This window comes from Streptomyces ficellus, from assembly GCF_009739905.1.
Lineage (GTDB): Bacteria > Actinomycetota > Actinomycetes > Streptomycetales > Streptomycetaceae > Streptomyces > Streptomyces ficellus_A.
In genome coordinates, this window is the sequence record NZ_CP034279.1 from 3,135,654 (window position 1) to 3,160,118 (window position 24,465).

The 24,465-nt window shown below is 69.0% G+C and carries 19 protein-coding genes and 3 rRNA genes; 5 read left to right on the top strand and 17 right to left on the bottom strand.

Annotation, left to right across the window (positions count from 1 at the left end; translation table 11 throughout):
- Nucleotides 1-43 precede the first annotated feature (43 nt).
- The gene (locus tag EIZ62_RS13720; protein WP_156692973.1) at nucleotides 44-760 is read left to right on the top strand and encodes a DUF4232 domain-containing protein; all 717 of its coding nucleotides are present in this window, start codon (nucleotides 44-46) and stop codon (nucleotides 758-760) included.
- A gap of 61 nt (nucleotides 761-821) precedes the next feature.
- Nucleotides 822-1,550 carry a DUF4253 domain-containing protein gene (locus EIZ62_RS13725; protein WP_156692974.1) on the top strand — a complete coding sequence of 243 codons (729 nt, stop codon included), beginning with the start codon at nucleotides 822-824 and terminating at the stop codon, nucleotides 1,548-1,550.
- A 9-nt stretch (nucleotides 1,551-1,559) separates the two neighbouring features.
- Here EIZ62_RS13725 and hemB read toward each other — a convergent pair whose 3' ends face one another.
- From hemB to EIZ62_RS13755, 6 genes are all read right to left on the bottom strand, one after another.
- Complete coding sequence (gene hemB, locus EIZ62_RS13730) at nucleotides 1,560-2,558, bottom strand: porphobilinogen synthase (RefSeq protein WP_156692975.1); 999 nt, start codon at nucleotides 2,556-2,558, stop codon at nucleotides 1,560-1,562.
- Between the two features lie 358 nt (nucleotides 2,559-2,916).
- Entirely contained in the window at nucleotides 2,917-4,584 is a 1,668-nt protein-coding gene (locus EIZ62_RS13735) for a bifunctional uroporphyrinogen-III C-methyltransferase/uroporphyrinogen-III synthase (protein ID WP_156692976.1), read from the bottom strand.
- Entirely contained in the window at nucleotides 4,581-5,546 is a 966-nt protein-coding gene (hemC, locus tag EIZ62_RS13740) for a hydroxymethylbilane synthase (protein WP_156692977.1), read from the bottom strand. Before hemC ends, EIZ62_RS13735 begins: the two co-directional genes overlap by 4 nt.
- Nucleotides 5,543-6,898 carry a glutamyl-tRNA reductase gene (locus tag EIZ62_RS13745; protein WP_156692978.1) on the bottom strand — a complete coding sequence of 452 codons (1,356 nt, stop codon included), beginning with the start codon at nucleotides 6,896-6,898 and terminating at the stop codon, nucleotides 5,543-5,545. The genes hemC and EIZ62_RS13745 overlap by 4 nt, the downstream gene beginning before the upstream one ends.
- A complete protein-coding gene (locus EIZ62_RS13750; RefSeq protein WP_156692979.1) occupies nucleotides 6,895-7,686 on the bottom strand; it encodes a redox-sensing transcriptional repressor Rex in 792 nt (263 codons plus the stop codon). The genes EIZ62_RS13745 and EIZ62_RS13750 overlap by 4 nt, the downstream gene beginning before the upstream one ends.
- A gap of 327 nt (nucleotides 7,687-8,013) precedes the next feature.
- The gene (locus tag EIZ62_RS13755) at nucleotides 8,014-8,289 is read right to left on the bottom strand and encodes a glutaredoxin family protein (protein ID WP_156692980.1); all 276 of its coding nucleotides are present in this window, start codon (nucleotides 8,287-8,289) and stop codon (nucleotides 8,014-8,016) included.
- Between the two features lie 94 nt (nucleotides 8,290-8,383).
- Here EIZ62_RS13755 and EIZ62_RS13760 point away from each other — a divergent pair, with 94 nt between their 5' ends.
- From EIZ62_RS13760 to EIZ62_RS13770, 3 genes are all read left to right on the top strand, one after another.
- Nucleotides 8,384-9,289, top strand: coding sequence for an HAD family hydrolase (locus EIZ62_RS13760; protein WP_156692981.1), 906 nt, complete (start codon nucleotides 8,384-8,386; stop codon nucleotides 9,287-9,289).
- Between the two features lie 325 nt (nucleotides 9,290-9,614).
- Nucleotides 9,615-10,394: an ECF subfamily RNA polymerase sigma factor, BldN family gene (locus EIZ62_RS13765; RefSeq protein WP_064070096.1), complete on the top strand. Its 780-nt coding sequence runs from the start codon at nucleotides 9,615-9,617 to the stop codon at nucleotides 10,392-10,394.
- A gap of 225 nt (nucleotides 10,395-10,619) precedes the next feature.
- Nucleotides 10,620-11,825, top strand: a complete 1,206-nt coding sequence (locus EIZ62_RS13770) for a DUF5667 domain-containing protein (RefSeq protein WP_156692982.1) — start codon at nucleotides 10,620-10,622, stop codon at nucleotides 11,823-11,825.
- A gap of 220 nt (nucleotides 11,826-12,045) precedes the next feature.
- Here the strand turns inward: EIZ62_RS13770 and EIZ62_RS13775 are convergent, their stop codons facing one another.
- The 11 genes from EIZ62_RS13775 to EIZ62_RS13825 all read right to left on the bottom strand — a co-directional run bounded on the left by EIZ62_RS13775 (nucleotide 12,046) and on the right by EIZ62_RS13825 (nucleotide 24,163).
- Nucleotides 12,046-13,146, bottom strand: a complete 1,101-nt coding sequence (locus tag EIZ62_RS13775; RefSeq protein WP_156692983.1) for a lysophospholipid acyltransferase family protein — start codon at nucleotides 13,144-13,146, stop codon at nucleotides 12,046-12,048.
- Nucleotides 13,147-13,164: 18 nt separating this feature from the next.
- Nucleotides 13,165-14,235 (bottom strand): NAD-dependent epimerase/dehydratase family protein, encoded by a 1,071-nt coding sequence (locus EIZ62_RS13780; protein ID WP_156692984.1) that lies wholly within the window; start codon nucleotides 14,233-14,235, stop codon nucleotides 13,165-13,167.
- Nucleotides 14,236-14,435: 200 nt separating this feature from the next.
- On the bottom strand, nucleotides 14,436-14,534 hold the full coding sequence (locus EIZ62_RS13785; protein WP_003948845.1) for a 30S ribosomal protein bS22: 99 nt from the start codon (nucleotides 14,532-14,534) through the stop codon (nucleotides 14,436-14,438).
- A gap of 152 nt (nucleotides 14,535-14,686) precedes the next feature.
- The gene (locus EIZ62_RS13790; RefSeq protein WP_064070100.1) at nucleotides 14,687-14,899 is read right to left on the bottom strand and encodes a helix-turn-helix domain-containing protein; all 213 of its coding nucleotides are present in this window, start codon (nucleotides 14,897-14,899) and stop codon (nucleotides 14,687-14,689) included.
- A gap of 128 nt (nucleotides 14,900-15,027) precedes the next feature.
- Nucleotides 15,028-15,843: a phosphatase gene (locus EIZ62_RS13795; protein WP_156692985.1), complete on the bottom strand. Its 816-nt coding sequence runs from the start codon at nucleotides 15,841-15,843 to the stop codon at nucleotides 15,028-15,030.
- A gap of 103 nt (nucleotides 15,844-15,946) precedes the next feature.
- Nucleotides 15,947-17,122: an acetoin utilization protein AcuC gene (locus EIZ62_RS13800; RefSeq protein ID WP_156692986.1), complete on the bottom strand. Its 1,176-nt coding sequence runs from the start codon at nucleotides 17,120-17,122 to the stop codon at nucleotides 15,947-15,949.
- Nucleotides 17,091-18,254 carry an MFS transporter gene (locus tag EIZ62_RS13805; RefSeq protein ID WP_156692987.1) on the bottom strand — a complete coding sequence of 388 codons (1,164 nt, stop codon included), beginning with the start codon at nucleotides 18,252-18,254 and terminating at the stop codon, nucleotides 17,091-17,093. The genes EIZ62_RS13800 and EIZ62_RS13805 overlap by 32 nt, the downstream gene beginning before the upstream one ends.
- Before the next feature lie 43 nt (nucleotides 18,255-18,297).
- Nucleotides 18,298-18,942 (bottom strand): HAD family hydrolase, encoded by a 645-nt coding sequence (locus EIZ62_RS13810; protein ID WP_156692988.1) that lies wholly within the window; start codon nucleotides 18,940-18,942, stop codon nucleotides 18,298-18,300.
- Between the two features lie 62 nt (nucleotides 18,943-19,004).
- Nucleotides 19,005-19,121 (bottom strand): 5S ribosomal RNA (rrf, locus tag EIZ62_RS13815).
- A gap of 94 nt (nucleotides 19,122-19,215) precedes the next feature.
- Nucleotides 19,216-22,338, bottom strand: a 23S ribosomal RNA gene (locus EIZ62_RS13820).
- Nucleotides 22,339-22,635: 297 nt separating this feature from the next.
- Nucleotides 22,636-24,163 (bottom strand): 16S ribosomal RNA (locus EIZ62_RS13825).
- Together the 16S, 23S and 5S rRNA genes form the textbook arrangement of a ribosomal RNA operon.
- Between the last annotated feature and the right edge of the window lie 302 nt (nucleotides 24,164-24,465).

Here is a 24,465-nt window from a genome sequence, read left to right on the forward strand (position 1 = left end):
GATCCACCGTTCATGACACACACCCACGGGGAGCACCGACCACATGCGTACCTTCCGTATCCGCACCACCGCCGCCGCCGCGACCGCCGTCCTGGCCGCGCTCTCGCTCACCGCCTGCCTGCCGGGCCAGGAGCCCCAGGCGGCGAACGGCTCCACCACGCCCGCCGGTTCGCCCAGCCCGGCCGCCACCGCGCAGACCCCCGGAGGCGCCGAGAAGCCCGCGAGCCCCGCGCCCTCCGGGAAGAGTTCCTCGGACGCCGAGCCGGCCACGAACGGCGGTTCGGGCAAGGGCGGCGCCACCTCCGCCGCCGACGACGACTCCGACCCCCAGGCCGAGGCCGAAGCCTGCGGAGCCGACGTCAAGGTCACGTACACCACCCTGAGCCGCCCCCTGAACCACGCGCTGCTCACCATGACCAACACCGGTTCCACGGCCTGCGACGCGTACCACGCGCCCCTGCTCCGCTTCGACGACGCGCAGTCCGTCACGGCCGTCAACGAGGGCAGCAAGCCGCAGTCGGTCGTCAGGATCGGCCCCGGCGAGTCCGCCTACGCGGCCATCAACCTGGCCGTCGCCGACGGCAGCGGAACCCACGGCGGAACGGCCGAGAAGCTCGCGGTGCACTTCGCGCCGCGCAGCGGCGAGGGCTCGACCGACGACGCCCCGGCCGCCATCACGCTGCCGAAGGACACGTACGTCGACAGCTCCACGAACGTCACCTACTGGCAGAGCTCCATGGACGCGGCCCTGGGGCACTGAACTCCCGCGTCCCGCCCCGCGGTCAGCGGTCGTTGTCAGTGCCGGCACCTAAGGTCGTTCCATGGTCATCAACCCGAACGCGCTGGGCCTGGACCTGCCGCCCGGCACCATGCGTGTCCAGCCGTCGCTCTGGTACGCGGACGAGCCCGCCGCGCCCGACACATGGGCACGGCTCCTGCCCGCCCGTCAGGCCGCCGGGATGCAGCCGGTGTTGCTCACCGAGACCCAGCACTTCCGTGTGAACCGGGTGGGCGACCCCGACGACCACGACCCGGCCGCCGTCCTGGCCGGCCTCTGGCGGGAGCTGGCCGAGGACGAGGAAGACGCCGGCATCATCGCCCCGTTCTCCACGGCCTGGCCCGGGCTGGCCCCGCCCGGCGAGGGCGACACCGACCCGGACGACACCGCCGCGCGCACCACGGCCGAACTGGCCGGCGGGGACGACTGGCTGAAGGGCGCCCGGGGCGCCCTCGTCCCCGCCCGCCGGAGCGCCGACATCCCGGCCGTCCTCGGCTGGGGCGGCGCCGTCCACCACACCGACGCCGTCCGGCTTTCCGCCGTCCTCCGCTCCTGGGAGGACCGCTTCGGCATACGGGTGGTGGGCCTGGGCCACGACATTCTCACGGTGTCCGTCGCCGCGCCGCCCCGCACCATGGCCGACGCCCTCGCCGTGGCGGCGGAGCACTACGCGTTCTGCCCCGACAACGTGTGGGACGGCTACGACACCCTCCGCGCGTACGCCGCCGAGGAGGTGCTTGACCGCCCCGACTGGACGTTCTGGTGGGACTGAGGAAACGCCTCAGAGCCGGCGGCACCACTGGGCGGCCTCGGTCGCCCAGTAGGTGAGGATCATCTGCGCGCCCGCCCGCCGAATGCCCGTCAGGGACTCCAGGATCGCCTTGTCCCGCTCGATCCAGCCCTTCTCCGCGGCGGCCTCGATCATCGCGTACTCACCGCTGATCTGGTACGCCGCCACGGGGACGTCCACCGCGTCCGCGACCTTCGCCAGCACGTCCAGGTAGGGGCCGGCCGGCTTCACCATCACCATGTCGGCGCCCTCCTCCAGATCCAGTGCCAACTCCCGCATGGACTCGCGCGAGTTGGCCGCGTCCTGCTGGTACGTCTTGCGGTCGCCCTTCAGCGACGACCCGACCGCCTCACGGAACGGCCCGTAGAACGCCGACGCGTACTTCACCGTGTAGGCGAGCACCGCGACGTCCTCCTTGCCGATGGTGTCCAGGGCGTCCCGGACCACACCGACCTGGCCGTCCATCATCCCGCTGGGGCCCACCACATGGACGCCCGCGTCCGCCTGGACCTGCGCCATCTCGGCGTACCGTTCCAGGGTCGCGTCGTTGTCGACACGCCCCTCGGCGTCCAGCACTCCGCAGTGCCCGTGGTCGGTGTACTCGTCCAGACACAGGTCCGACATCACGACCAGCTCGTCACCGACCTCGGCGCGCACGTCCCGGATGGCGACCTGGAGGATGCCGTCCGGGTCGGTCCCGGCGGTCCCGGCCGCGTCCTTCTTCGCGTCCTCGGGCACGCCGAACAGCATGATCCCGGAGACCCCGGCCTCGACCGCCTCGACGGCGGCCTTCCGCAGGGTGTCCCGCGTGTGCTGCACGACCCCGGGCATCGCCCCGATCGGCACCGGCTCGCTCACGCCCTCCCGCACGAACGCGGGCAGAATCAGGTTGGCCGGGTGCAGCCGTGTCTCGGCGACCATCCGCCGCATCACGGGAGTCGTCCGCAGCCGCCGCGGCCGCGAACCGGGGAAGGATCCGTACGAAGTCATACGCCCACGCTACGCCCGCCCAGCCCCTGCTCTTGCCGACACCGTGCCGGACACCGCCCACGGCGGAAGGGGCCGTGCAGGGTCGCCCCCGCAGGGGCCGGCGGCAGCGGCGGGGCTCCCTGGACCCGTGACCCAAGGCCGCCGGCCCCGAGGAGGTGAGCCCGGAGGGGCCCCGCCCCACTCCCCGGCGGAAGCCACCGCCCACCGGACCGCACCACACCAGCACAACACAGAGCCGCGCCCTCACACAGAGCGCACCCCACCCACAGGCGCACCCCACCCACAGACGCACCCCACCCACAGACGCGCCCCCACACAGGGCCAGACCCCACGCAGAGACGCGTCCCCACCCCGACCGTCAGGTCGTCGTACGCCTCCGCCGCGCGCCCGGGCGCCGCTCGCTGGGCCGGGTGACCGGGTCGCCGGCCTCGAGCGCCGCCGCCCGGCGCCGGAGCCCGAACTCGGCGAGCGCCTCGGCGAGCTTGTGGACGGACGGCTCGGGCGCCAGGACGTCCACCCGCAGCCCGTGCTCCTCCGCGGTCTTCGCGGTCGCCGGGCCGATGCACGCGATCACGGTCACGTTGTGCGGCTTGCCGGCGATGCCGACGAGGTTCCGCACGGTCGACGACGACGTGAAGAGCACCGCGTCGAAGCCGCCGCCCTTGATCGCCTCGCGGGTCTCCGCCGGCGGGGGCGAGGCGCGCACGGTCCGGTAGGCCGTGACGTCGTCGACCTCCCACCCGAGCTCGATGAGTCCGGCGACCAGGGTTTCGGTCGCGATGTCGGCCCGCGGCAGGAAGACGCGGTCGATCGGGTCGAAGACCGGGTCGTAGGGCGGCCAGTCCTCCAGGAGGCCCGCCGCCGACTGCTCGCCGCTCGGGACGAGGTCCGGCTTCACACCGAACCGTACGAGCGCCTTCGCCGTCTGCTCGCCCACCGCCGCGACCTTGATCCCGGCGAAGGCGCGGGCGTCGAGCCCGTACTCCTCGAACTTCTCCCGCACGGCCTTGACGGCGTTGACGGAGGTGAAGGCGATCCACTCGTAGCGGCCGGTGACGAGGCCCTTGACCGCCCGCTCCATCTGCTGCGGGGTGCGCGGCGGCTCGACGGCTATGGTCGGGACCTCGCTGGGCACGGCGCCGTAGGAGCGGAGCTGCTCGGAGAGCGACGCGGCCTGCTCCTTGGTGCGCGGTATGAGGACCTTCCAGCCGAACAGCGGCTTGGACTCGAACCAGGCGAGCTGGTCGCGCTGGGCGGCGGAGCTGCGCTCGCCGACGACGGCGACGGCCGCCTGGTGGCCGTCCGGCGACGGCAGCGCCTTGGTCTGCTTCAGCACCTGGGCGATGGAGCCCAGCGTCGCGGTCCAGGTCCGCTGCCGGGTGGTCGTCCCGGCGACGGTGACGGTGAGCGGGGTGTCGGGCTTACGGCCCGCCGACACCAGTTCACCGGCCGCGGCGGCCACGGAGTCGAGCGTCGTCGACACGACGACCGTCCCGTCGGAGGCGCCGACCTCGGTCCAGCACCGCTCGCTCGCGGTCCGGGCGTCGACGAAGCGCACGTCCGTGCCCTCCGCGTCGCGCAGCGGGACACCCGCGTAGGCGGGGACGCCGACGGCGGCGGCGATGCCGGGCACGACCTCGAAGGGGATGCCCTCCGCGGCGCACGCGAGCATCTCGGCGCTCGCGTCGCCGTCGAGCCCGGGATCGCCGCTGACCGCTCGGACGACCCGCTTGCCGCCCCGCGCGGCCTCCATGACAAGATTGGCCGCATCCCTCAACACGGGGACCCCGGCGGCCATTGACGCATCGTCAACGACTGCCAGCTCAGGCGTGCTCACGCCCGCCCGCGCGTGGCCGCGTACGACATCGAGCACATCCGGCTCGGCGATCAGTACGTCAGCGCCTGACAGGGCCTCGACGGCACGCAGTGTCAGCAGCCCCGGATCACCGGGTCCGGCACCCAGGAAGGTGACGTGCCCGCACGCGGAGAACGCGGAGGAAGCCTTGGACGCAGTGGTGGGGCTCAAAGTGCTCGCTCCCCCATAAGACCGGCCGCACCCTTGGCGAGCATCTCGGACGCGAGTTCGCGACCGAGCGCGACAGCGTCGCCGTGCGACGTGGGTACGGAACCGGTGGTGGACAACTGCACCAGCGCGGAGCCGTCGGTCGTGCCGACGACGCCCCGCAGGCGCATCTCATGAACAGGCCCATCGGCCAGGAGGTCGGCCAGGGCACCCACGGGTGCGCTGCAGCCGGCCTCAAGGGCGGCGAGCAGGGACCGCTCGGCGGTCACGGCGGCCCGGGTGTGCGGGTCGTCGAGCTCGGCGAGCGTGGCGGCGAGGGCGGCGTCGGCCGCCGGGCACTCGATCGCCAGCGCGCCCTGGCCGGGAGCGGGCAGGACGGTGTCGACCGACAGGAAGTCGGTGACCTCCTCACTGCGCCCGATGCGGTTGAGCCCGGCCGCGGCGAGTACCACCGCGTCCAGCTCCCCGCTCCGGACGTAGCCGATGCGCGTGTCGACGTTCCCGCGGATGGCGACGCACTCGATCTCCCTGCCGTGGGCGCGGGCGTACGCGTTGAGCTGCGCCATGCGCCGCGGCGAACCGGTGCCCACGCGGGACCCGGCCGGAAGGTCCGCGAACCGCAGCCCGTCGCGGGCGACGAGCACGTCCCGGGGGTCCTCGCGCCGCGGGATCGCGGCGAGCGCCAGGTCGTCGGGCTGCGCGGTCGGCAGGTCCTTCAGCGAGTGGACGGCGAAGTCGACCTCGCCGGCGAGCAGCGCGTCGCGCAGCGCCGTGACGAAGACGCCGGTGCCGCCGATCTGCGCGAGGTTCTCGCGGGAGGTGTCACCGTACGTGGTGATCTCCACGAGCTCCACGGGGCGCCCGGTCAGCTGCCGCACCGCCTCCGCGACGTGCCCGGACTGGGCCATGGCGAGCTTGCTGCGCCTGGTCCCGAGCCTCAATGCCCTCTGGGCCCTCTCGGTCATACTCGCCCTCGGTTCTTAGGATCGGCGTCGTTCACGTCGGCCCGGCTGACGGAGGCGACCGTCTCCGGGTCGAGGTCGAAGAGTGTGCGCAGCGCGTCCGCGTACCCGGCGCCGCCGGGCTCGCCGGCGAGCTGCTTGACCCGGACGGTCGGCGCGTGGAGGAGCTTGTCCACCACGCGGCGCACGGTCTGGGTGATCTCGGCGCGCTGCTTGTCGTCGAGGTCCGGCAGCCGGCCTTCCAGGCGGGCCATCTCGCCGGTGACGACGTCGGCGGCCATGGTGCGCAGCGCGACGACGGTGGGGGTGATGTGGGCGGCGCGCTGGGCGGCGCCGAACGCGGCGACCTCGTCGGCGACGATGCCGCGCACCTGGTCGACGTCGGCGGCCATGGGCGCGTCGGCGGAGGCCTCGGCGAGCGACTCGATGTCGACGAGCCGGACGCCCTCCAGGCGGTGGGCGGCGGCGTCGATGTCGCGGGGCATGGCGAGGTCGAGCAGCGCGAGCGGCGCGGTACGGCCGTCCATGGCGGCCTCGACGGCCACGCCGGTGAGCACGAGGCCGGTGGCGCCGGTGCAGGAGACGACCACGTCGGCACGTGTCAGTTCGTCGCCGACGGAGGCCATGGGCACGGCGCGCGCGGCCACGCCGGTGCCTCCGGGCTCGGTCAGGATCTGTACGAGCCGTTCGGCGCGGTCGGCCGTCCGGTTGGCGATGACGATCTCGCCGACGCCGGCCCGGGCGAGCGTGGCCGCGGCCAGGGAGGACATGGATCCGGCGCCGATGACGAGCGCCCGCTTGCCCTCGGCCCAGCCGGTGACGTCGGCGCCCGCGGCGAGCTGCTGGAGCCCGAAGGTGACGAGCGACTGGCCGGCCCGGTCGATGCCGGTCTCGCTGTGGGCCCGCTTGCCGACCCGCAGGGCCTGCTGGAACAGGTCGTTCAGCAGGCGGCCGGCGGTGTGCAGTTCCTGGCCGCGCGCGAGGGCGTCCTTGATCTGGCCGAGGATCTGGCCCTCGCCGACGACCATGGAGTCGAGTCCGCAGGCGACCGAGAACAGGTGGTGGACGGCCCGGTCCTCGTAGTGCACGTAGAGGTAGGGGGTGAGCTCCTCCAGCCCGACGCCGCTGTGCTGGGCGAGCAGGGTGGACAGCTCGGCGACGCCCGCGTGGAACTTGTCCACGTCGGCGTACAGCTCGATGCGGTTGCAGGTGGCGAGGACGGCGGCCTCGGTGGCCGGTTCGGCGGCGAGGGTGTCCTGGAGGAGTTTGCCGCGCGTCTCGGCGTCGAGGGAGGCCCGCTCGAGGACGCTGACGGGGGCGCTGCGGTGGCTGAGGCCGACGACGAGGAGGCTCATGCCGGCATCACGGCGGGCATGTCCCCGTCAGGTCCCTTCCGGCCCTCGGCCTCGGCCGCGGCGGCGGCCGCCGCGGCGTCGCGCACGACCGGCGGCAGGGCCGCCTCGGCGCCGGCGCCCGGCTCCTCGCCCGCCTTGCGCTGCTCGTGGAAGGCGAGGATCTGGAGTTCGATGGAGAGGTCGACCTTGCGCACGTCCACGCCGTCGGGCACGGACAGCACGGTCGGCGCGAAGTTGAGGATCGAGGTGACCCCGGCCGCGACGAGCCGGTCGCAGACCTGCTGCGCGGCGCCGGCGGGCGTGGCGATGACGCCGATGGAGACGCCGTTCTCGTCGACGATCCGCTCCAGGTCGTCGATGAACTGGACGGGCATGCCCGCGACCGGCCTGCCGACCATCGAGGGGTCGGCGTCGAGCAGCGCGGCGACGCGGAAGCCCCGGGAGGCGAACCCGCCGTAGTTGGCGAGGGCGGCGCCGAGGTTGCCGATGCCGACCATGACGATCGGCCAGTCCTGGGTGAGCCCCAGCTCGCGCGAGATCTGGTAGACGAGGTACTCGACGTCGTACCCGACGCCGCGGGTCCCGTACGAGCCGAGGTAGGAGAAGTCCTTGCGCAGCTTCGCGGAATTGACTCCCGCGGCCGCCGCGAGCTCCTCGGAGGAGACCGTGGGCACGGAGCGCTCCGACAGAGCGGTGAGCGCCCGCAGATACAGCGGAAGCCTGGCGACGGTGGCCTCGGGGATTCCTCGGCTACGGGTCGCCGGTCGGTGTGTTCGGCCAGTTGCCACGGTGCTCCTGCGGGATGAGCGGGGCTGCAGGCGGCCAGACGTACCCAGACCGCCCCGTCGACAGCAGGCTATGTCTTTGTGAACGCGTGCACAAAGATGGTGTCCGTTTTGTCCGGGCAAAGTGACCGGGGTCACGCGAACCGATCGCGCCATCCCGGAACCAAGGCGAACCTCAGTCCGTTCGCGTGCCGAAGGGGACAAAGCGGTACACACTCCTCATGACCACGCCCCCGAAGCGCAACAAAACGCACACGATGGTAACCGTCTTTCCGGTCACCGAGCCCGCTCGCGGACCCCCGCCCGCCCCCGGCGGGCGCCGCACCGGCGTCACCCCTCCAGCGCGCGCCGCAGCCGCCCGGCGTCCACCTTCCAGAACGTGTGCTGTTCCCCGTCCACCAGGACAACCGGAATCTGCTCCCAGTACGCCCCGTGCAGCTCCTCGTCCTGGAGGATGTCCTTCTCCTCCCACACCACGCCCGTCTCGGCGCACACCGCCCGGACCACCTCGCGCGCGTCGTCGCACAGGTGGCACCCGGGCTTCCCGATGAGGGTCACCGTCCGCGGACCGGCCTTCTTCTTCGTACGTCCGAACATGCCTCCCATTCTCCGCCCGCGTCACACCGACGCCGCACAGAGTTCACGCCATGGCGTCCCCACACGTCGGGAAGGACCGAACACAGTGGCTATGCTCACGGACATGGCCGCATTGGGATGGCTCACCCCGCACAGGCGTTCCGCCACCGCGCGCAGCGTGCTGGCGGGCGAGGCGTCGGCCGAGGCGGCGCGCAAGACCTCACGGCCGGCCCCGGAACCCCCGTTCCCCGTGCCCGGCCACGAGGACGCCGCCGCCTTCTTCGACCTCGACAACACCGTGATGCAGGGCGCCGCGATCTTCCACTTCGGCCGTGGGCTGTACAAGCGGAAGTTCTTCCAGCGCCGCGAGCTCGCCCGGTTCGCCTGGCAGCAGGCCTGGTTCCGGCTGGCCGGCGTCGAGGACCCCGAGCACATGCAGGACGCCCGCGACAGCGCGCTGTCCATCGTCCAGGGCCACCGCGTCTCCGAGCTGATGACCATCGGCGAGGAGATCTACGACGAGTACATGGCCGACCGCATCTGGCCCGGCACCCGCGCCCTCGCCCAGGCCCACCTCGACGCCGGCCAGCGGGTCTGGCTGGTCACCGCGGCCCCCGTCGAGACGGCCACCATCATCGCCCGCCGCCTGGGCCTGACCGGCGCGCTCGGCACGGTCGCCGAGTCCGTCGACGGCGTCTACACCGGCAAGCTCGTCGGCGAGCCCCTGCACGGCCCCGCCAAGGCGGAGGCCGTCCGCGCCCTGGCCGCGGCGGAGGGCCTGGACCTGGCGCGCTGCGCCGCGTACAGCGACAGCCACAACGACATCCCCATGCTGTCCCTGGTGGGCCACCCCTACGCCATCAACCCGGACGCCAAGCTGCGCCGGTACGCGCGCGAGCGCGAATGGCGGCTGCGGGACTACCGCACGGGCCGCAAGGCCGCGAAGGTCGGCATCCCGGCCGCCGCCGGCGTCGGCGCCCTCGCGGGCGGTACGGCCGCCGCGGTCGCCATGCACCGCCGCCGCCGCTGACGGCCGCCTCCCCCGCCGGACGCCCAAACCCGGCTCTTACCCGCCTCCGGCCCGCGCCAGTCGCCCCGGTCCGCACTCGGGCACAACAGATCCCGGACCCATGCACTTCTCGAAGTAATCCGATCAATATCTGGTCACCAAGTGCTACTTGATCAGCCGCGTAGACGTAACAGAAGCGACTGAATCGATGATTTGAGCAACTCGGCGTAGCGCTCCCTGCACTAAGCGTTATTCTCCTCAGACGCATACGGACCCGACGCACGTCGCTACGACGGGTGAAAGGTTCCGTACTGCACGTGATGGAAGCTCTGCCTCTGGGAGTCCCGTGTACCCACACGTCGGGGTTGACGCCTCGGGCCTGGCTACGCTCCGCGCGACGGTCCTCGACCATCTGCGCGGCTTCGTCCCCACCGCGTACGCCGTCCCGGCCTTCGCCTCACCGGCACTCGCCGGTCCTTGCTATGCCCTCGCCGACGGCGGTGCAGCCGTCGGGAGACGCGGCGGCCGGGGCGGTTCGGGCACCTCGACCACCGCCCGCCGCCCCACCGCCGACAGCGACAGCGCCCGCATGATGGAGCTGGTCGAGCGCGCCCAGGCCGGCGAGGCCGACGCGTTCGGACGGCTGTACGACCAGTACAGCGACACCGTCTACCGCTACATCTACTACCGCGTCGGCGGGAAGGCGACGGCCGAGGACCTGACCAGCGAGACGTTCCTGCGGGCCCTGCGCCGCATCTCCACCTTCACCTGGCAGGGACGCGACTTCGGCGCCTGGCTGGTCACCATCGCTCGCAACCTGGTCGCCGACCACTTCAAGTCGAGCCGATTCCGGCTGGAAGTGACCACCGGTGAAATGCTGGACGCCAACGAGGTGGAGCGCAGCCCGGAGGACTCGGTCCTGGAGTCCCTCTCGAACGCGGCCCTCCTGGAGGCGGTCCGCAAGCTCAACCCGCAGCAGCAGGAGTGCGTGACCCTGCGCTTCCTCCAGGGCCTGTCCGTCGCGGAGACCGCCCGCGTGATGGGCAAGAACGAGGGCGCGATCAAGACGCTCCAGTACCGGGCCGTCCGCACCCTGGCGCGCCTGCTCCCCGAAGACGCCCGCTGACCCCCGTCCACTTCAACTCACCGTCGGTGACGCCTCGATGACGCGCTGGTCCGATCATCTTTCGTGCGTAACCCAAGTGCCGAGCCGCTCGTTGTGCGGGATGCAGGCTCCCTGTGGTCACACCCTGACCCCGTCCACTCACTCGATCGTGTGGATGTGCTCAAGGTGTGCAACCTTCCGGACCCCCCGGGGAGTCGACCGTCATGACGAGAGGAGGTGCCGCCAGTGATCGCGAACGTATCGGCGCACCGGCGGGCGAACGCCTTCGCCCAGGCCCTGGAAGAGCAGGCGGCCGAGCAGCCCGAGGCCTCGGTCGAACCGACCGAGCAGGGTCGGCTGTTGGCCCTGGCGAACGGTCTCGGCGAGCTGCCGAGACCGGAGTTGGCCCCCGAGGTGAAGGTGGTGCAGCGGGCGCAGCTCGTCGCCGCCATGGAGGCACTGTTCGCCGAGGGCGCGGCCGGCGAGGGTGGCGCGTCCACGGGCCCTACGGTGCCGGAGCAGCGGGCGGCGAGCGGGCGGGGCGCCCACCGGGCCACCGGGCTCCGGAAGTTGCGGCCCCGCTCACGCTGGTCGAAGGGGCTCGCCGCCGGCGGGCTCACGGTCGGGGTGGCGGCGGGCGCGTTCAGCGGAGTGGCCGCTGCCAGTTCCGACGCCCTCCCCGGTGACTCGCTCTACGGACTCAAACGCGGCATGGAGGACCTCAAGCTGGGTCTGGCGGACGACGACGCCGACCGGGGCGAGATCTACCTCAACCAGGCGTCCACCCGGCTCAGCGAGGCCCGCCGCCTCATCGAGCGGGACCGGTCCGGCGCGCTGGACCACGAGTCCCTGGGCGAGATCCGGCGAGCGCTCAACGGCATGAAGCACGACGCCGCCGAGGGCCACCGGCTGCTCCTCCTGGCCTACGAGCGGGACGGCACCATCGCCCCGATGGCCACGCTCAACTCGTTCGCCCGCAGCCACCGCGAGGCGTGGAACGGCCTGCGCGACCGGCTGCCCGTCCAGCTGACCGACGTGCGGGACGAGGTGACCGACGTCTTCGACGCCATAGACGAAGAGGTCGGACCGCTGCGGTCCCAGCTGCCGCAGACCCCGGAGCGCAGCGACGGCAGGAGCTCCGGCCGCCCGGGCGCCACCGAGGACTCCTCCGGCACCCGGCCGTCCCACCAGGCCCCCTCCGCCCCGGAGAGCCGCCCCTCCGGCAGCAGCAGCAAACCCGGCCCCTCCAGCCCGGGCGCCAGCGCGACGAAGGACGACGGCCTGCTCGGCGGCAACACGGGCGGCCTGCTCGAACCGGACCCGACGACACCCCTGCCGTCCACGGGCAACTCCGGCGGCCCCACCCCGCCGCCCGCCCCGGACGTCACCATCCCGCCGATCCTGCCCGGCATCCTCCCGGGCCTGGGCATCGACGAGGAAGACGCCCGGTAGCAGCAAGGGTGACGAAAGGGTGGGTGCCCTCCCCCAGGAGGGCACCCACCCCTCGGTATGCCGCGTCAGAAGAAAACCGACCGCCGCTGCACCAGAAGCTTGGCCCCTCTTATCTGCTGCCCTCGCACCGCTCGGCCCTGGGGGCCTCACGGGCATCGGACAGCCACGCCGGACTCCGTCCGGCGGCACCCGGCCCGTCGGCGGGTACCTCCATGCCGCGTCAGAAGAAGACCGACCGCCGCTGCACCAGAAGCTTGTAGAGCGTGTGCTGGATCTGCTCCCGGACCTGGTCCGTCAGGTTGAACATCAGCATCGGGTCCTCCGCCGCCTCCGGCGGGAAGCCGTCCGTCGGGATCGGCTCACCGAACTGGATGGTCCACTTCGTCGGCAGCGGCAGCGCCCCCAGCGGGCCCAGCCAGGGGAACGTCGGCGTGACCGGGAAGTACGGAATGCCCAGCACCCGGGCCAGCGTCTTGAGGTTCCCGATCATGGGGTAGATCTCCTCCGCCCCCACGATCGAGCACGGCACGATCGGCGCACCCGCCCGCAGCGCGGTCGACACGAACCCGCCCCGGCCGAACCGCTGGAGCTTGTAGCGCTCGCCGAAGGGCTTGCCGATGCCCTTGAAGCCCTCCGGCATCACCCCGACGACCTCGCCCCGCTGGAGCAGCCGCTCCGCGTCCTCCGCGCACGCCAGCGTGTGCCCCGCCTTCCGGGCCAGCTCGTTGACGACCGGCAGCATGAACACGAGGTCGGCGGCGAGCAGCCGCAGGTGCCGCCCGGCCGGATGGTTGTCGTGCACGGCGACCTGCATCATCAGCCCGTCCAGCGGCAGCACCCCGGAGTGGTTCGCCACCACCAGCGCCCCGCCCTCGGACGGGATGTTCTCGATGCCCTTCACCTCGACGCGGAAGTAGCCCTCATAGAGCGGCCGGAGCAGCGACATCAGGACCTGGTCGGTGAGCTCCGCGTCGTAGCCGAACTCGTCGACCTCGTACTCGCCGGTGATCCGCCGCCGCAGGAACGCCAGCCCGCCCGCGAGCCGCCGCTCCCACTGTCCGGCGCCACTCGCGTCTCCGCCCGGCACCCCCGCCCCGCCGCCCCTCGCGTCTTCCACGCCGCCCGTACCGTCCGTGCCGGGCCCGGCCCCGTCCGGCGCCTCACCGGGCGGCTGGGGACCCGGCAGCGGGCTCACCGCGCCCTCGCCGTTCCGTCGCCGTGCGCCGCCGCCCAGCAGGGCACGCCGGCGCCCCGGCCTGGGGCCCGCCGCACCCGAGCGTGACCGGTCGTCGTCGAACGGAATGACCTTGGCGTCCGCCATCGTTGAATCGCGCTCCCTCTATCCCGCGCCGTGAGTCGTCTTCGCACCACCGCGGCCCGCCAGCGGCAGCCGCGACGCGGCGATCCGGTCGACCGCACCCGCGAGCACCTGCGGCGGCAGCAGGCCGGGGCCACGGCTGCGCGCGAAATCCGCGAAGGTCTCCACGGTCGTGTACTTCGGCTCGAACCCGAGCGTCTCGCGCATCTGCGCCGTACGGACCACCCGACCGTGCATCAGCAACCGGATCTGCTCCGGTGAGAAGTCGGTCACACCGGCCGTCCGCAAGGCCGTACCGACCCAGGTGATCGCCGGCAGCAGCACCGGCACCGTCGGCCGGCCCAGCCGCCTCGAGCACTGCGACAGCGTCAGCACCCCGTCACCGGCCACGTTGAACGTGCCGCTGTTGAGGGTGCCGCGCCGGGGCTCGTGCGACGCGATCCGCAGCACCTCGATGACGTCGTCCTCGTGGACGAACTGGAGCCGCGGGTCGTAGCCGAACACGGTGGGCAGCACGGGCAGCGACAGGTACTCGGCCAGCGGCGAGTCCGCGGTGGGGCCCAGGATGTTGGCGAACCGCAGGACGCACACCGCCACGTCGGGCCGTCGGCGCGCGAAGCCCCGGACGTACCCTTCCACCTCCACGGCGTCCTTCGCGAAGCCTCCGCTCGGCAGGGACTTCGGCGGTGTCGTCTCCATGAAGACGGCCGGGTCGCGCGGCGCGGAGCCGTAGACGCTCGTACTGGACTTCACCACCAGCCGGCTGACGGTCGGCGACTTCTGGCACGCGCCGAGCAGCTGCATGGTGCCGATGACGTTGGTCTCCTTGACCGCCGTCCGGCCGCCGGCGCCGAGCGGTGTCCCGGTGACGTCCAGGTGGACGACGGTGTCGACGCCGTACTCCGCGAGGACCCGCCCTATGGCGGGCTGCCGGATGTCGGCACGCACGAACTCCGCGTCCCCCAACTGGTGCGCGGGCGGCACGGCGTCCACGCCGATCACCCGCTCCACGCCGGGGTCCCGCTGCACGGCGCGGACGAACCTCCCGCCGAGCCGCCGGGCCACGCCGGTGACGAGCACGACCTTCCCCAAGATCAGCGCCTTCCGTTCGGTCCTCGCCTATGCGCCACCGTAGCGGGTGAATGGTGCGCTGTAATGACCGCCGCACCCCCGGCGGCCCCGGCCGCCCCGCCCGGCACCCCGGCACACCCGCGGAACGCGGCGGAAAAACACCGCGGCCCTCCCACCGGAACCGGTGGGAGGGCCGCGGACGGCGCACGATCAGCCGTCGCTTACTTCTTGTTGCGACGCTGAACGCGAGTGCGCTTGAGCAGCTTGCGGTGCTTCTTCTTCGCCATCCGCTTGCGCCGCTTCTTGATAACAGAGCCCACGACTACCCTCGCTCACTTCTCGGAACACCCCCGCATCAGCGGGGGATCTCGGTGCGGGGCGTCTGGGCCCACACGACCTACGTCGGCCTAGCCTACCGGCCAGAGCGCCGTCCTTGTAATCCGAGGGGTACGCAGGACTCATCCGGCGACCGCTACGCCGTCTCCACCCCCACGAAGGACTCCCTGAGGTACTCGTGAACCGCTTGCTCCGGAACCCGGAACGACCTGCCCACCCGGATCGCCGGCAGATGACCGCTGTGCACCAAGCGGTACACGGTCATCTTCGACACTCGCATCACCGAGGCGACTTCCGCCACGGTCAGGAACTTGACCTCGTTGAGAGGCCTCTCGCCAGCAGCAGCCATGACCCACCTGTACCTTCCGCCCACAACGCCCACCGGCTTCCCCTCCGGTGACTCTTCGTCGCGGTGCGCTCACTCACCAGACTAGGGGCGGGTGATACGAGTGGGGAAGAGGAGCTACCACCGGCCGCCTACTGTGACAGACACGCTCGATTGAGTACATAGCGAGTAAGCGGTCGGTAGTAAGCGGACCGCACAGCGTCATCGATCGGCACGGCCACCGACACGCGCCCCTCCGCCTCCCCGACGAACAGCGCGGGGTCGTCCGTGTCGGCCAGCCCGACGGCCTCAAAACCCAGCTGACCTGCGCCGCAGACCCATCCGTGGTCCCCGACGACCAGCTCCGGCAGCGGCCCGCCGGCGTCCGCGAGGGCCTCCAGAGCGGCCCTGACGGGGAGGGGTGAATGGGTGTGTGCGCCGGGCTCACAACCGGCGCCTTCGCCTCCGGGTTCCCGCACCAGCGCGACTCCCCGTACGTAGTCGAGTCGGTACGTACGTACGCCGAACCGGGTCGTTATGTCGACACATCGCCCCTGCGCGGGTGTGAGAACGAGACATCCGGCCGCCGACAAAGCGTCTGCGAGCCCGGCGTAGAAACCGAGCAGTCGGTGCGGGTGACCCGTCCCGATCAGCACCGGAGCCCGTCTCCGCGCCACCGCCGCGAGCCGCCCGGCGAACGCCCCGAGCGCCCTCAGCGTCCGCTCCGGGTCGATGACATCGGGCCCCGAGCGGTACGCCGGATCCCCGGAGACCCCGCACTTGTCGGCCATCAGCCGCAGCAGGTCCCGCTCGCCCCACGCCCACTGCGGATCGAGCCCCAGCGTCACCCGGGGATCCCGGGCGGCGAACAGGCGATAGCTCCGCAGGCTGTCCTCCCGCGACGTGGCCACCGGCCCGGCCAGCCTGGCCGCCAGCAAATGCGCGCGCAGCGCACCGGTACTCAACACCCTGCCGATGCTGCCGCAGCCCACCCGGCGCGGCGCCGGAACAGGGCGGACACCCCACAGTTGGCGTAACCGCCCGACGGCCCGTCCGCGAACGGACCACGCCCTACGGCAGCAGCCCCCGCAGCGGGAACGCCGCCCGGCGCGCCGCCAGCACCGCCTGGTCCAGCCGGTCCGCCGGGTCGTACCCCTCGTCCCAGCCCCGCCACGCCACCGGCCACAGCCCGTCGGTCATCCGCCCCGGACCGAGCTGCCGCGTCCGCGCGTACACCTCGTCCCGCCACGACGACGGGACCACCGACTCCGGCTCCACCGGAGCGTGCGCCGCGACGCCCACCAGATGCGTCCACGACCGCGGCACGACGTCGACGACCGCGTACCCGCCCCCGCCGAGCGCCACCCACCGCCCCTCGGCGTACTCGTGCGCCAGGTCGTGGCACGCCACCTGGACCGCCCGCTGGGCGTCCAGCGACACCGCCAGGTGCGCCAGCGGGTCCTCGAAGTGCGTGTCCGCCCCGTGCTGGGTCACCAGCACCTGCGGCCGGAAGTCCGCCAGCAGTTCGGGCACCACCGAGTGGAACGCCCGCAGCCAGCCCGCGTCGCCCGTCCCGGCCGGCAGCGCCACGTTCACCGCGCCGCCCTCGGCCGCCCCCGACGGCCCCGTCTCCTCCGGCCACCCGGTGCCCGGGAACAACGTCCGCGGATGCTCGTGCAGCGACACGGTCAGCACCCGCGGGTCGTCCCAGAACGCCGCCTGTACGCCGTCCCCGTGGTGCACGTCCACGTCCACGTACGCCACCCGCTCGGCGCCCAGCTCCAGCAGCCGCGCGATCGCCAGCGAGGCGTCGTTGTAGATGCAGAACCCGGCCGCCGAACCCGGCATCGCGTGGTGCAGTCCGCCCGCGAAGTTCACCGCGTGCGCGGCCTCTCCCCGCCACACCGCCTCGGCCGCGCCCACCGACTGCCCCGCGATCAGCGCCGACGCCTCGTGCATCCCGGCGAACGCCGGGTCGTCCAGCGTCCCCAGGCCGTACGCCTGGTCCGCCGCCCCCGGGTCCGCGGAAGCCGCCCGTACGGCCGCCACATAGTCCTCACGGTGCACGAGCCGCAGCGTCGAGTCCCCGGCCGGCTTGGCCGCCACCACCTCCACCGCACGGTCCAGCCCGTACGCCCGCACCAACCCCATGGTCAGCGCGAGCCGCACCGGATCCATCGGGTGCCCGGCCCCGAAGTCGTACCCGGTAAGTGCGTCATCCCACATCAACAGTGCGCGGCCGCTCATGCCCGCCACCGTATCGGTACGGTTCAACGGCGAACGACCGGGCATACCGCAGCGTCAGCAGCACCAGGACCAGCGGCACCGCCATGGCCCCCCGATAGCTCCACGCCTCCCCCAGGGCCCCCACCAACGGCGACCCGACCAGGAAGCCCACGTAGTTGAAGACGTTCAGCCGCGCCACCTCCGCGTCCCCGCGCGCCGCCGCGAACGTCTGCGGCACCAGCACGCTCAGCCCCAGGCCCAGCACCGTGAACCCGGCCACCCCGGCCCACGCCCCCGGCGCCGTGGCCACCACCGCGAACCCGGCCGCCGCCAGCAGCGCCCCGCCCCGCACCACGGCCACCGCCCCGAACCGCCGCACCCCGGCGTCACCCACGGCCCGCCCCAACAGGGTCGTGACCATATAGGCGTTGTACGGCACGGTCGCCAGCTCCTCCGAGCCGGCCAGCACGTCCGTCAGGTATATGGCGCTCCAGTTCGACACCGTCGAGTCCCCGATGTACGCGAACGTCATCACCAGGCACAGCGGCACCAGCACCCCGACCCGACGCCCCGACGGGCCACCCGCCCGCCGCTCCCCGTCCACGTACCACCGGCTCCCCACCCACGCGGCGGGCGCCATCACCCCCACGGCCGCCAGGTACGAGACGCCCAGCGGCACCTGCCAGTGCACAGCCGCCCACGCCAGCGACGCCCCCACGATCCCGCCCAGGCTGTACGCGGCGTGGAAACCGAGCATGATGCTGCGCCCGTACGCCTGCTGGAGGCTCACCCCAAGCATGTTCATCGACGCGTCGAGCGCCCCGACGGCCAGCCCGAACACCCCGAGTGCCACGGCCACGTGCCACAGTCGCTCGCCCGACCCCACGGCCACGAGCGACAGCAGCACCAGCGGCTGGGCCCAGCGCAACAGCGTGCTCGGCGCCACCCGCCGCACGAGCGCCCCCGCGCCCGCGCTCCCGGCACCGGCGAGGACGGGGACGGCCGCGAGGAAGGCCGGCAGCAGGGCGTCGGAGATCCCGTACCGGTTCTGCACGGCGGGGATGCGCGTCACCAGCAGCGCGAAGGTCACCCCCTGCACGAAGAAGGAGACCGCCAGCGAGCCCCGCCCACGCCGCAACCGCGCATCCGTCATGGCGGCACAGCGTAGATCTCTCAACTACCGCTGGGTAGACGGTTCACGCGAGCAGTCCGAGCAGCTGCTCCATGTCGTCGAAGTACCCGTTCGCCCCGTCCAGTCGGTCCGCCGGTGTCATGGCGGTGAACCCGTACACATCCATCCCGGCCGCCAGAGCGGCCTGGACCCCGAGCGGGCTGTCCTCCACGACGACGCACCGCTCGGGCGTCACACCCATCCGCTCGGCGGCGTGCAGGAACAGGTCGGGCGCGGGCTTGCCCCGCCCCACGTCCTGAGCGCTGAAGACCGTGTCCTCGCCGAACCACCGGTCGAGCCCGGTCTTCCAGTGGCCCACCCGGATCCGTTCGTGGCTCCCGGACGAGGCGACGCAGTACGGCACCCCTTCGGCGGCGAGTTTCTCCAGCATCTCCGGTACTCCGGCGACGGGCTCGAGTTCTCTCCTGAAGGCGGTGAACACCCGCTCGTGGAAGACGTCGTCGAAGTCCTCGGGCAACCGCCGGCCGGTCCGCTCCAGGATCAGGTCGTGCACCCGGTGCACGGCTCCGCCCATGTAGTCCCGCAGGGAGTCCTCGTACGAGGTGGGGTGCCCCAGCTCGGTCAGATAGCCCGCGAGGATCCTGTTGGAGAGGGGCTCGCTGTCGACGAGGACGCCGTCGTTGTCGAAGATGATCAGTTCATGGCGCATTACACGACTCTAAACGCAGGAAAGCCCCGCACCAGAAGGTGCGGGGCTTTCCCACAATGATTGTTCGGCGGCGTCCTACTCTCCCACAGGGTCCCCCCTGCAGTACCATCGGCGCTGAAAGGCTTAGCTTCCGGGTTCGGAATGTAACCGGGCGTTTCCCTAACGCTATGACCACCGAAACACTATGAAGATATCCGAACTACAACCAGCCACCCCAAACAGGGGGTGTGGGAGTTCGTTACTTCAGAACTAACACAGTGGACGCGAGCAACTGAGGACAAGCCCTCGGCCTATTAGTACCGGTCAACTCCACCCATTACTGGGCTTCCATATCCGGCCTATCAACCCAGTCGTCTACTGGGAGCCTTACCCTCTCAAGGAGGTGGGAATACTCATCTCGAAGCAGGCTTCCCGCTTAGATGCTTTCAGCGGTTATCCCTCCCGAACGTAGCCAACCAGCCATGCCCTTGGCAGAACAACTGGCACACCAGAGGTTCGTCCGTCCCGGTCCTCTCGTACTAGGGACAGCCCTTCTCAATATTCCTACGCGCACAGCGGATAGGGACCGAACTGTCTCACGACGTTCTAAACCCAGCTCGCGTACCGCTTTAATGGGCGAACAGCCCAACCCTTGGGACCGACTCCAGCCCCAGGATGCGACGAGCCGACATCGAGGTGCCAAACCATCCCGTCGATATGGACTCTTGGGGAAGATCAGCCTGTTATCCCCGGGGTACCTTTTATCCGTTGAGCGACGGCGCTTCCACAAGCCACCGCCGGATCACTAGTCCCGACTTTCGTCCCTGCTCGACCCGTCGGTCTCACAGTCAAGCTCCCTTGTGCACTTACACTCAACACCTGATTGCCAACCAGGCTGAGGGAACCTTTGGGCGCCTCCGTTACCCTTTAGGAGGCAACCGCCCCAGTTAAACTACCCATCAGACACTGTCCCTGATCCGGATCACGGACCCAGGTTAGACATCCAGCACGACCAGAGTGGTATTTCAACGACGACTCCACCTGAACTGGCGTCCAAGCTTCACAGTCTCCCACCTATCCTACACAAGCCGAACCGAACACCAATATCAAACTGTAGTAAAGGTCCCGGGGTCTTTCCGTCCTGCTGCGCGAAACGAGCATCTTTACTCGTAGTGCAATTTCACCGGGCCTATGGTTGAGACAGTCGAGAAGTCGTTACGCCATTCGTGCAGGTCGGAACTTACCCGACAAGGAATTTCGCTACCTTAGGATGGTTATAGTTACCACCGCCGTTTACTGGCGCTTAAGTTCTCAGCTTCGCCCCACCGAAATGGAGCTAACCGGTCCCCTTAACGTTCCAGCACCGGGCAGGCGTCAGTCCGTATACATCGCCTTACGGCTTCGCACGGACCTGTGTTTTTAGTAAACAGTCGCTTCTCGCTGGTCTCTGCGGCCACCCCCAGCTCGAGCAGCAAGTGCTCTCACCAGTGATGGCCCCCCTTCTCCCGAAGTTACGGGGGCATTTTGCCGAGTTCCTTAACCATAGTTCACCCGAACGCCTCGGTATTCTCTACCTGACCACCTGAGTCGGTTTAGGGTACGGGCCGCCATGAAACTCGCTAGAGGCTTTTCTCGACAGCATAGGATCATCCACTTCACCACAATCGGCTCGGCATCAGGTCTCAGCCTTAACGTGTGACGGATTTGCCTATCACACGGCCTACACCCTTACCCCGGGACAACCACCGCCCGGGCTGGACTACCTTCCTGCGTCACCCCATCGCTTACCTACTACAGGTCTGGTCCGTCGGCTCCACCACTTTCCTTTCCCCGAAGGGTCCGGAACGGCTTCACGGACTTAGCATCGCCTGGTTCGATATTGGGCGTTTCAAAGCGGGTACCGGAATATCAACCGGTTGTCCATCGACTACGCCTGTCGGCCTCGCCTTAGGTCCCGACTTACCCTGGGCAGATCAGCTTGACCCAGGAACCCTTAGTCAATCGGCGCACACGTTTCTCACGTGTGTATCGCTACTCATGCCTGCATTCTCACTCGTGAACCGTCCACAACTCGCTTCCGCGGCTGCTTCACCCGGCACACGACGCTCCCCTACCCATCACAGCGGGCGTTGGCCCGTATGCTGCAATGACACGACTTCGGCGGTACGCTTGAGCCCCGCTACATTGTCGGCGCGGAATCACTTGACCAGTGAGCTATTACGCACTCTTTCAAGGGTGGCTGCTTCTAAGCCAACCTCCTGGTTGTCTCTGCGACTCCACATCCTTTCCCACTTAGCGTACGCTTAGGGGCCTTAGTCGATGCTCTGGGCTGTTTCCCTCTCGACCATGGAGCTTATCCCCCACAGTCTCACTGCCGCGCTCTCACTTACCGGCATTCGGAGTTTGGCTAAGGTCAGTAACCCGGTAGGGCCCATCGCCTATCCAGTGCTCTACCTCCGGCAAGAAACACACGACGCTGCACCTAAATGCATTTCGGGGAGAACCAGCTATCACGGAGTTTGATTGGCCTTTCACCCCTAACCACAGGTCATCCCCCAGGTTTTCAACCCTGGTGGGTTCGGTCCTCCACGAAGTCTTACCTCCGCTTCAACCTGCCCATGGCTAGATCACTCCGCTTCGGGTCTTGAGCGCGCTACTAAATCGCCCTGTTCGGACTCGCTTTCGCTACGGCTTCCCCACACGGGTTAACCTCGCAACACACCGCAAACTCGCAGGCTCATTCTTCAAAAGGCACGCAGTCACGACCCATTGGGTAAACCCAATGAGCGACGCTCCCACGGCTTGTAGGCACACGGTTTCAGGTACTATTTCACTCCGCTCCCGCGGTACTTTTCACCATTCCCTCACGGTACTATCCGCTATCGGTCACCAGGGAATATTTAGGCTTAGCGGGTGGTCCCGCCAGATTCACACGGGATTTCTCGGGCCCCGTGCTACTTGGGTGTCTCTCAAACGAGCCGTTGATGTTTCAGCTACGGGGGTCTTACCCTCTACGCCGGACCTTTCGCATGTCCTTCGCCTACATCAACGGTTTCTGACTCGTCTCACAGCCGGCAGACTGTGAAAGAGAGATCCCACAACCCCGCATGCGCAACCCCTGCCGGGTATCACACGCATACGGTTTGGCCTCATCCGGTTTCGCTCGCCACTACTCCCGGAATCACGGTTGTTTTCTCTTCCTGAGGGTACTGAGATGTTTCACTTCCCCTCGTTCCCTCCACACTGCCTATGTGTTCAGCAGTGGGTGACAGCCCATGACGACTGCCGGGTTTCCCCATTCGGAAACCCCCGGATCAAAGCCTGGTTGACGGCTCCCCGGGGACTATCGTGGCCTCCCACGTCCTTCATCGGTTCCTGGTGCCAAGGCATCCACCGTGCGCCCTTAAAAACTTGGCCACAGATGCTCGCGTCCACTGTGCAGTTCTCAAGCAACGACCAGCCACCCGTCACACACCATCGAGATGGTGCTTTACCGGGGCCGGCATCGCAGAAGGGCGAGCAACGCTCGCACCCTCAGACACCCAACAGCGTGCCCGGCACGATCAGATCAGGTTCACGTTCCACGCCGAAGCAGTACTAGTGACCCTCACGAACCGTGCCGAATAATCAACGTTCCACCCATGAGCTGACCACCGTCGGACGTTTGCCGACGTAGTGGCTCTGGATTCCTTGCGGAATCTAGATGCTCCTTAGAAAGGAGGTGATCCAGCCGCACCTTCCGGTACGGCTACCTTGTTACGACTTCGTCCCAATCGCCAGTCCCACCTTCGACAGCTCCCTCCCACAAGGGGTTGGGCCACCGGCTTCGGGTGTTACCGACTTTCGTGACGTGACGGGCGGTGTGTACAAGGCCCGGGAACGTATTCACCGCAGCAATGCTGATCTGCGATTACTAGCAACTCCGACTTCATGGGGTCGAGTTGCAGACCCCAATCCGAACTGAGACCGGCTTTTTGAGATTCGCTCTGCCTCGCGGCTTCGCAGCTCTTTGTACCGGCCATTGTAGCACGTGTGCAGCCCAAGACATAAGGGGCATGATGACTTGACGTCGTCCCCACCTTCCTCCGAGTTGACCCCGGCAGTCTCCTGTGAGTCCCCATCACCCCGAAGGGCATGCTGGCAACACAGAACAAGGGTTGCGCTCGTTGCGGGACTTAACCCAACATCTCACGACACGAGCTGACGACAGCCATGCACCACCTGTATACCGACCACAAGGGGGCGACCATCTCTGGCCGTTTCCGGTATATGTCAAGCCTTGGTAAGGTTCTTCGCGTTGCGTCGAATTAAGCCACATGCTCCGCTGCTTGTGCGGGCCCCCGTCAATTCCTTTGAGTTTTAGCCTTGCGGCCGTACTCCCCAGGCGGGGAACTTAATGCGTTAGCTGCGGCACCGACGACGTGGAATGTCGCCAACACCTAGTTCCCAACGTTTACGGCGTGGACTACCAGGGTATCTAATCCTGTTCGCTCCCCACGCTTTCGCTCCTCAGCGTCAGTAATGGCCCAGAGATCCGCCTTCGCCACCGGTGTTCCTCCTGATATCTGCGCATTTCACCGCTACACCAGGAATTCCGATCTCCCCTACCACACTCTAGCCTGCCCGTATCGAATGCAGACCCGGGGTTAAGCCCCGGGCTTTCACATCCGACGTGACAAGCCGCCTACGAGCTCTTTACGCCCAATAATTCCGGACAACGCTTGCGCCCTACGTATTACCGCGGCTGCTGGCACGTAGTTAGCCGGCGCTTCTTCTGCAGGTACCGTCACTTTCGCTTCTTCCCTGCTGAAAGAGGTTTACAACCCGAAGGCCGTCATCCCTCACGCGGCGTCGCTGCATCAGGCTTTCGCCCATTGTGCAATATTCCCCACTGCTGCCTCCCGTAGGAGTCTGGGCCGTGTCTCAGTCCCAGTGTGGCCGGTCGCCCTCTCAGGCCGGCTACCCGTCGTCGCCTTGGTAGGCCATTACCCCACCAACAAGCTGATAGGCCGCGGGCTCATCCTTCACCGCCGGAGCTTTCCACCACTGAGGATGCCTTCAGTGGTCGTATCCGGTATTAGACCCCGTTTCCAGGGCTTGTCCCAGAGTGAAGGGCAGATTGCCCACGTGTTACTCACCCGTTCGCCACTAATCCCCCACCGAAGTGGGTTCATCGTTCGACTTGCATGTGTTAAGCACGCCGCCAGCGTTCGTCCTGAGCCAGGATCAAACTCTCCGTGAATGTTTACCCGTGATCGGGTTGACACTCGCGTTGAGCGGAACCGGAGGGGAGGAATAGTCCCCTCGGTTCACAGCGTCCTCGCTGTGTTTTCTTCAAAGGAACCTCGACCATCCGTTGGATGGACGGGGTATCAACTAATCTGGCGTTGATTTTTGGCACGCTGTTGAGTTCTCAAGGAACGGACGCTTCCTTTGTACTCACCCTTGCGGGCTTTCCTCCGGGCGCTTCCCTTCGGTATTTCGTGTTTCCAGCTTAGCAGATCCGTTTTCCGTTTCCGCCACCCGCTGGAGCGGGCTGCCGGG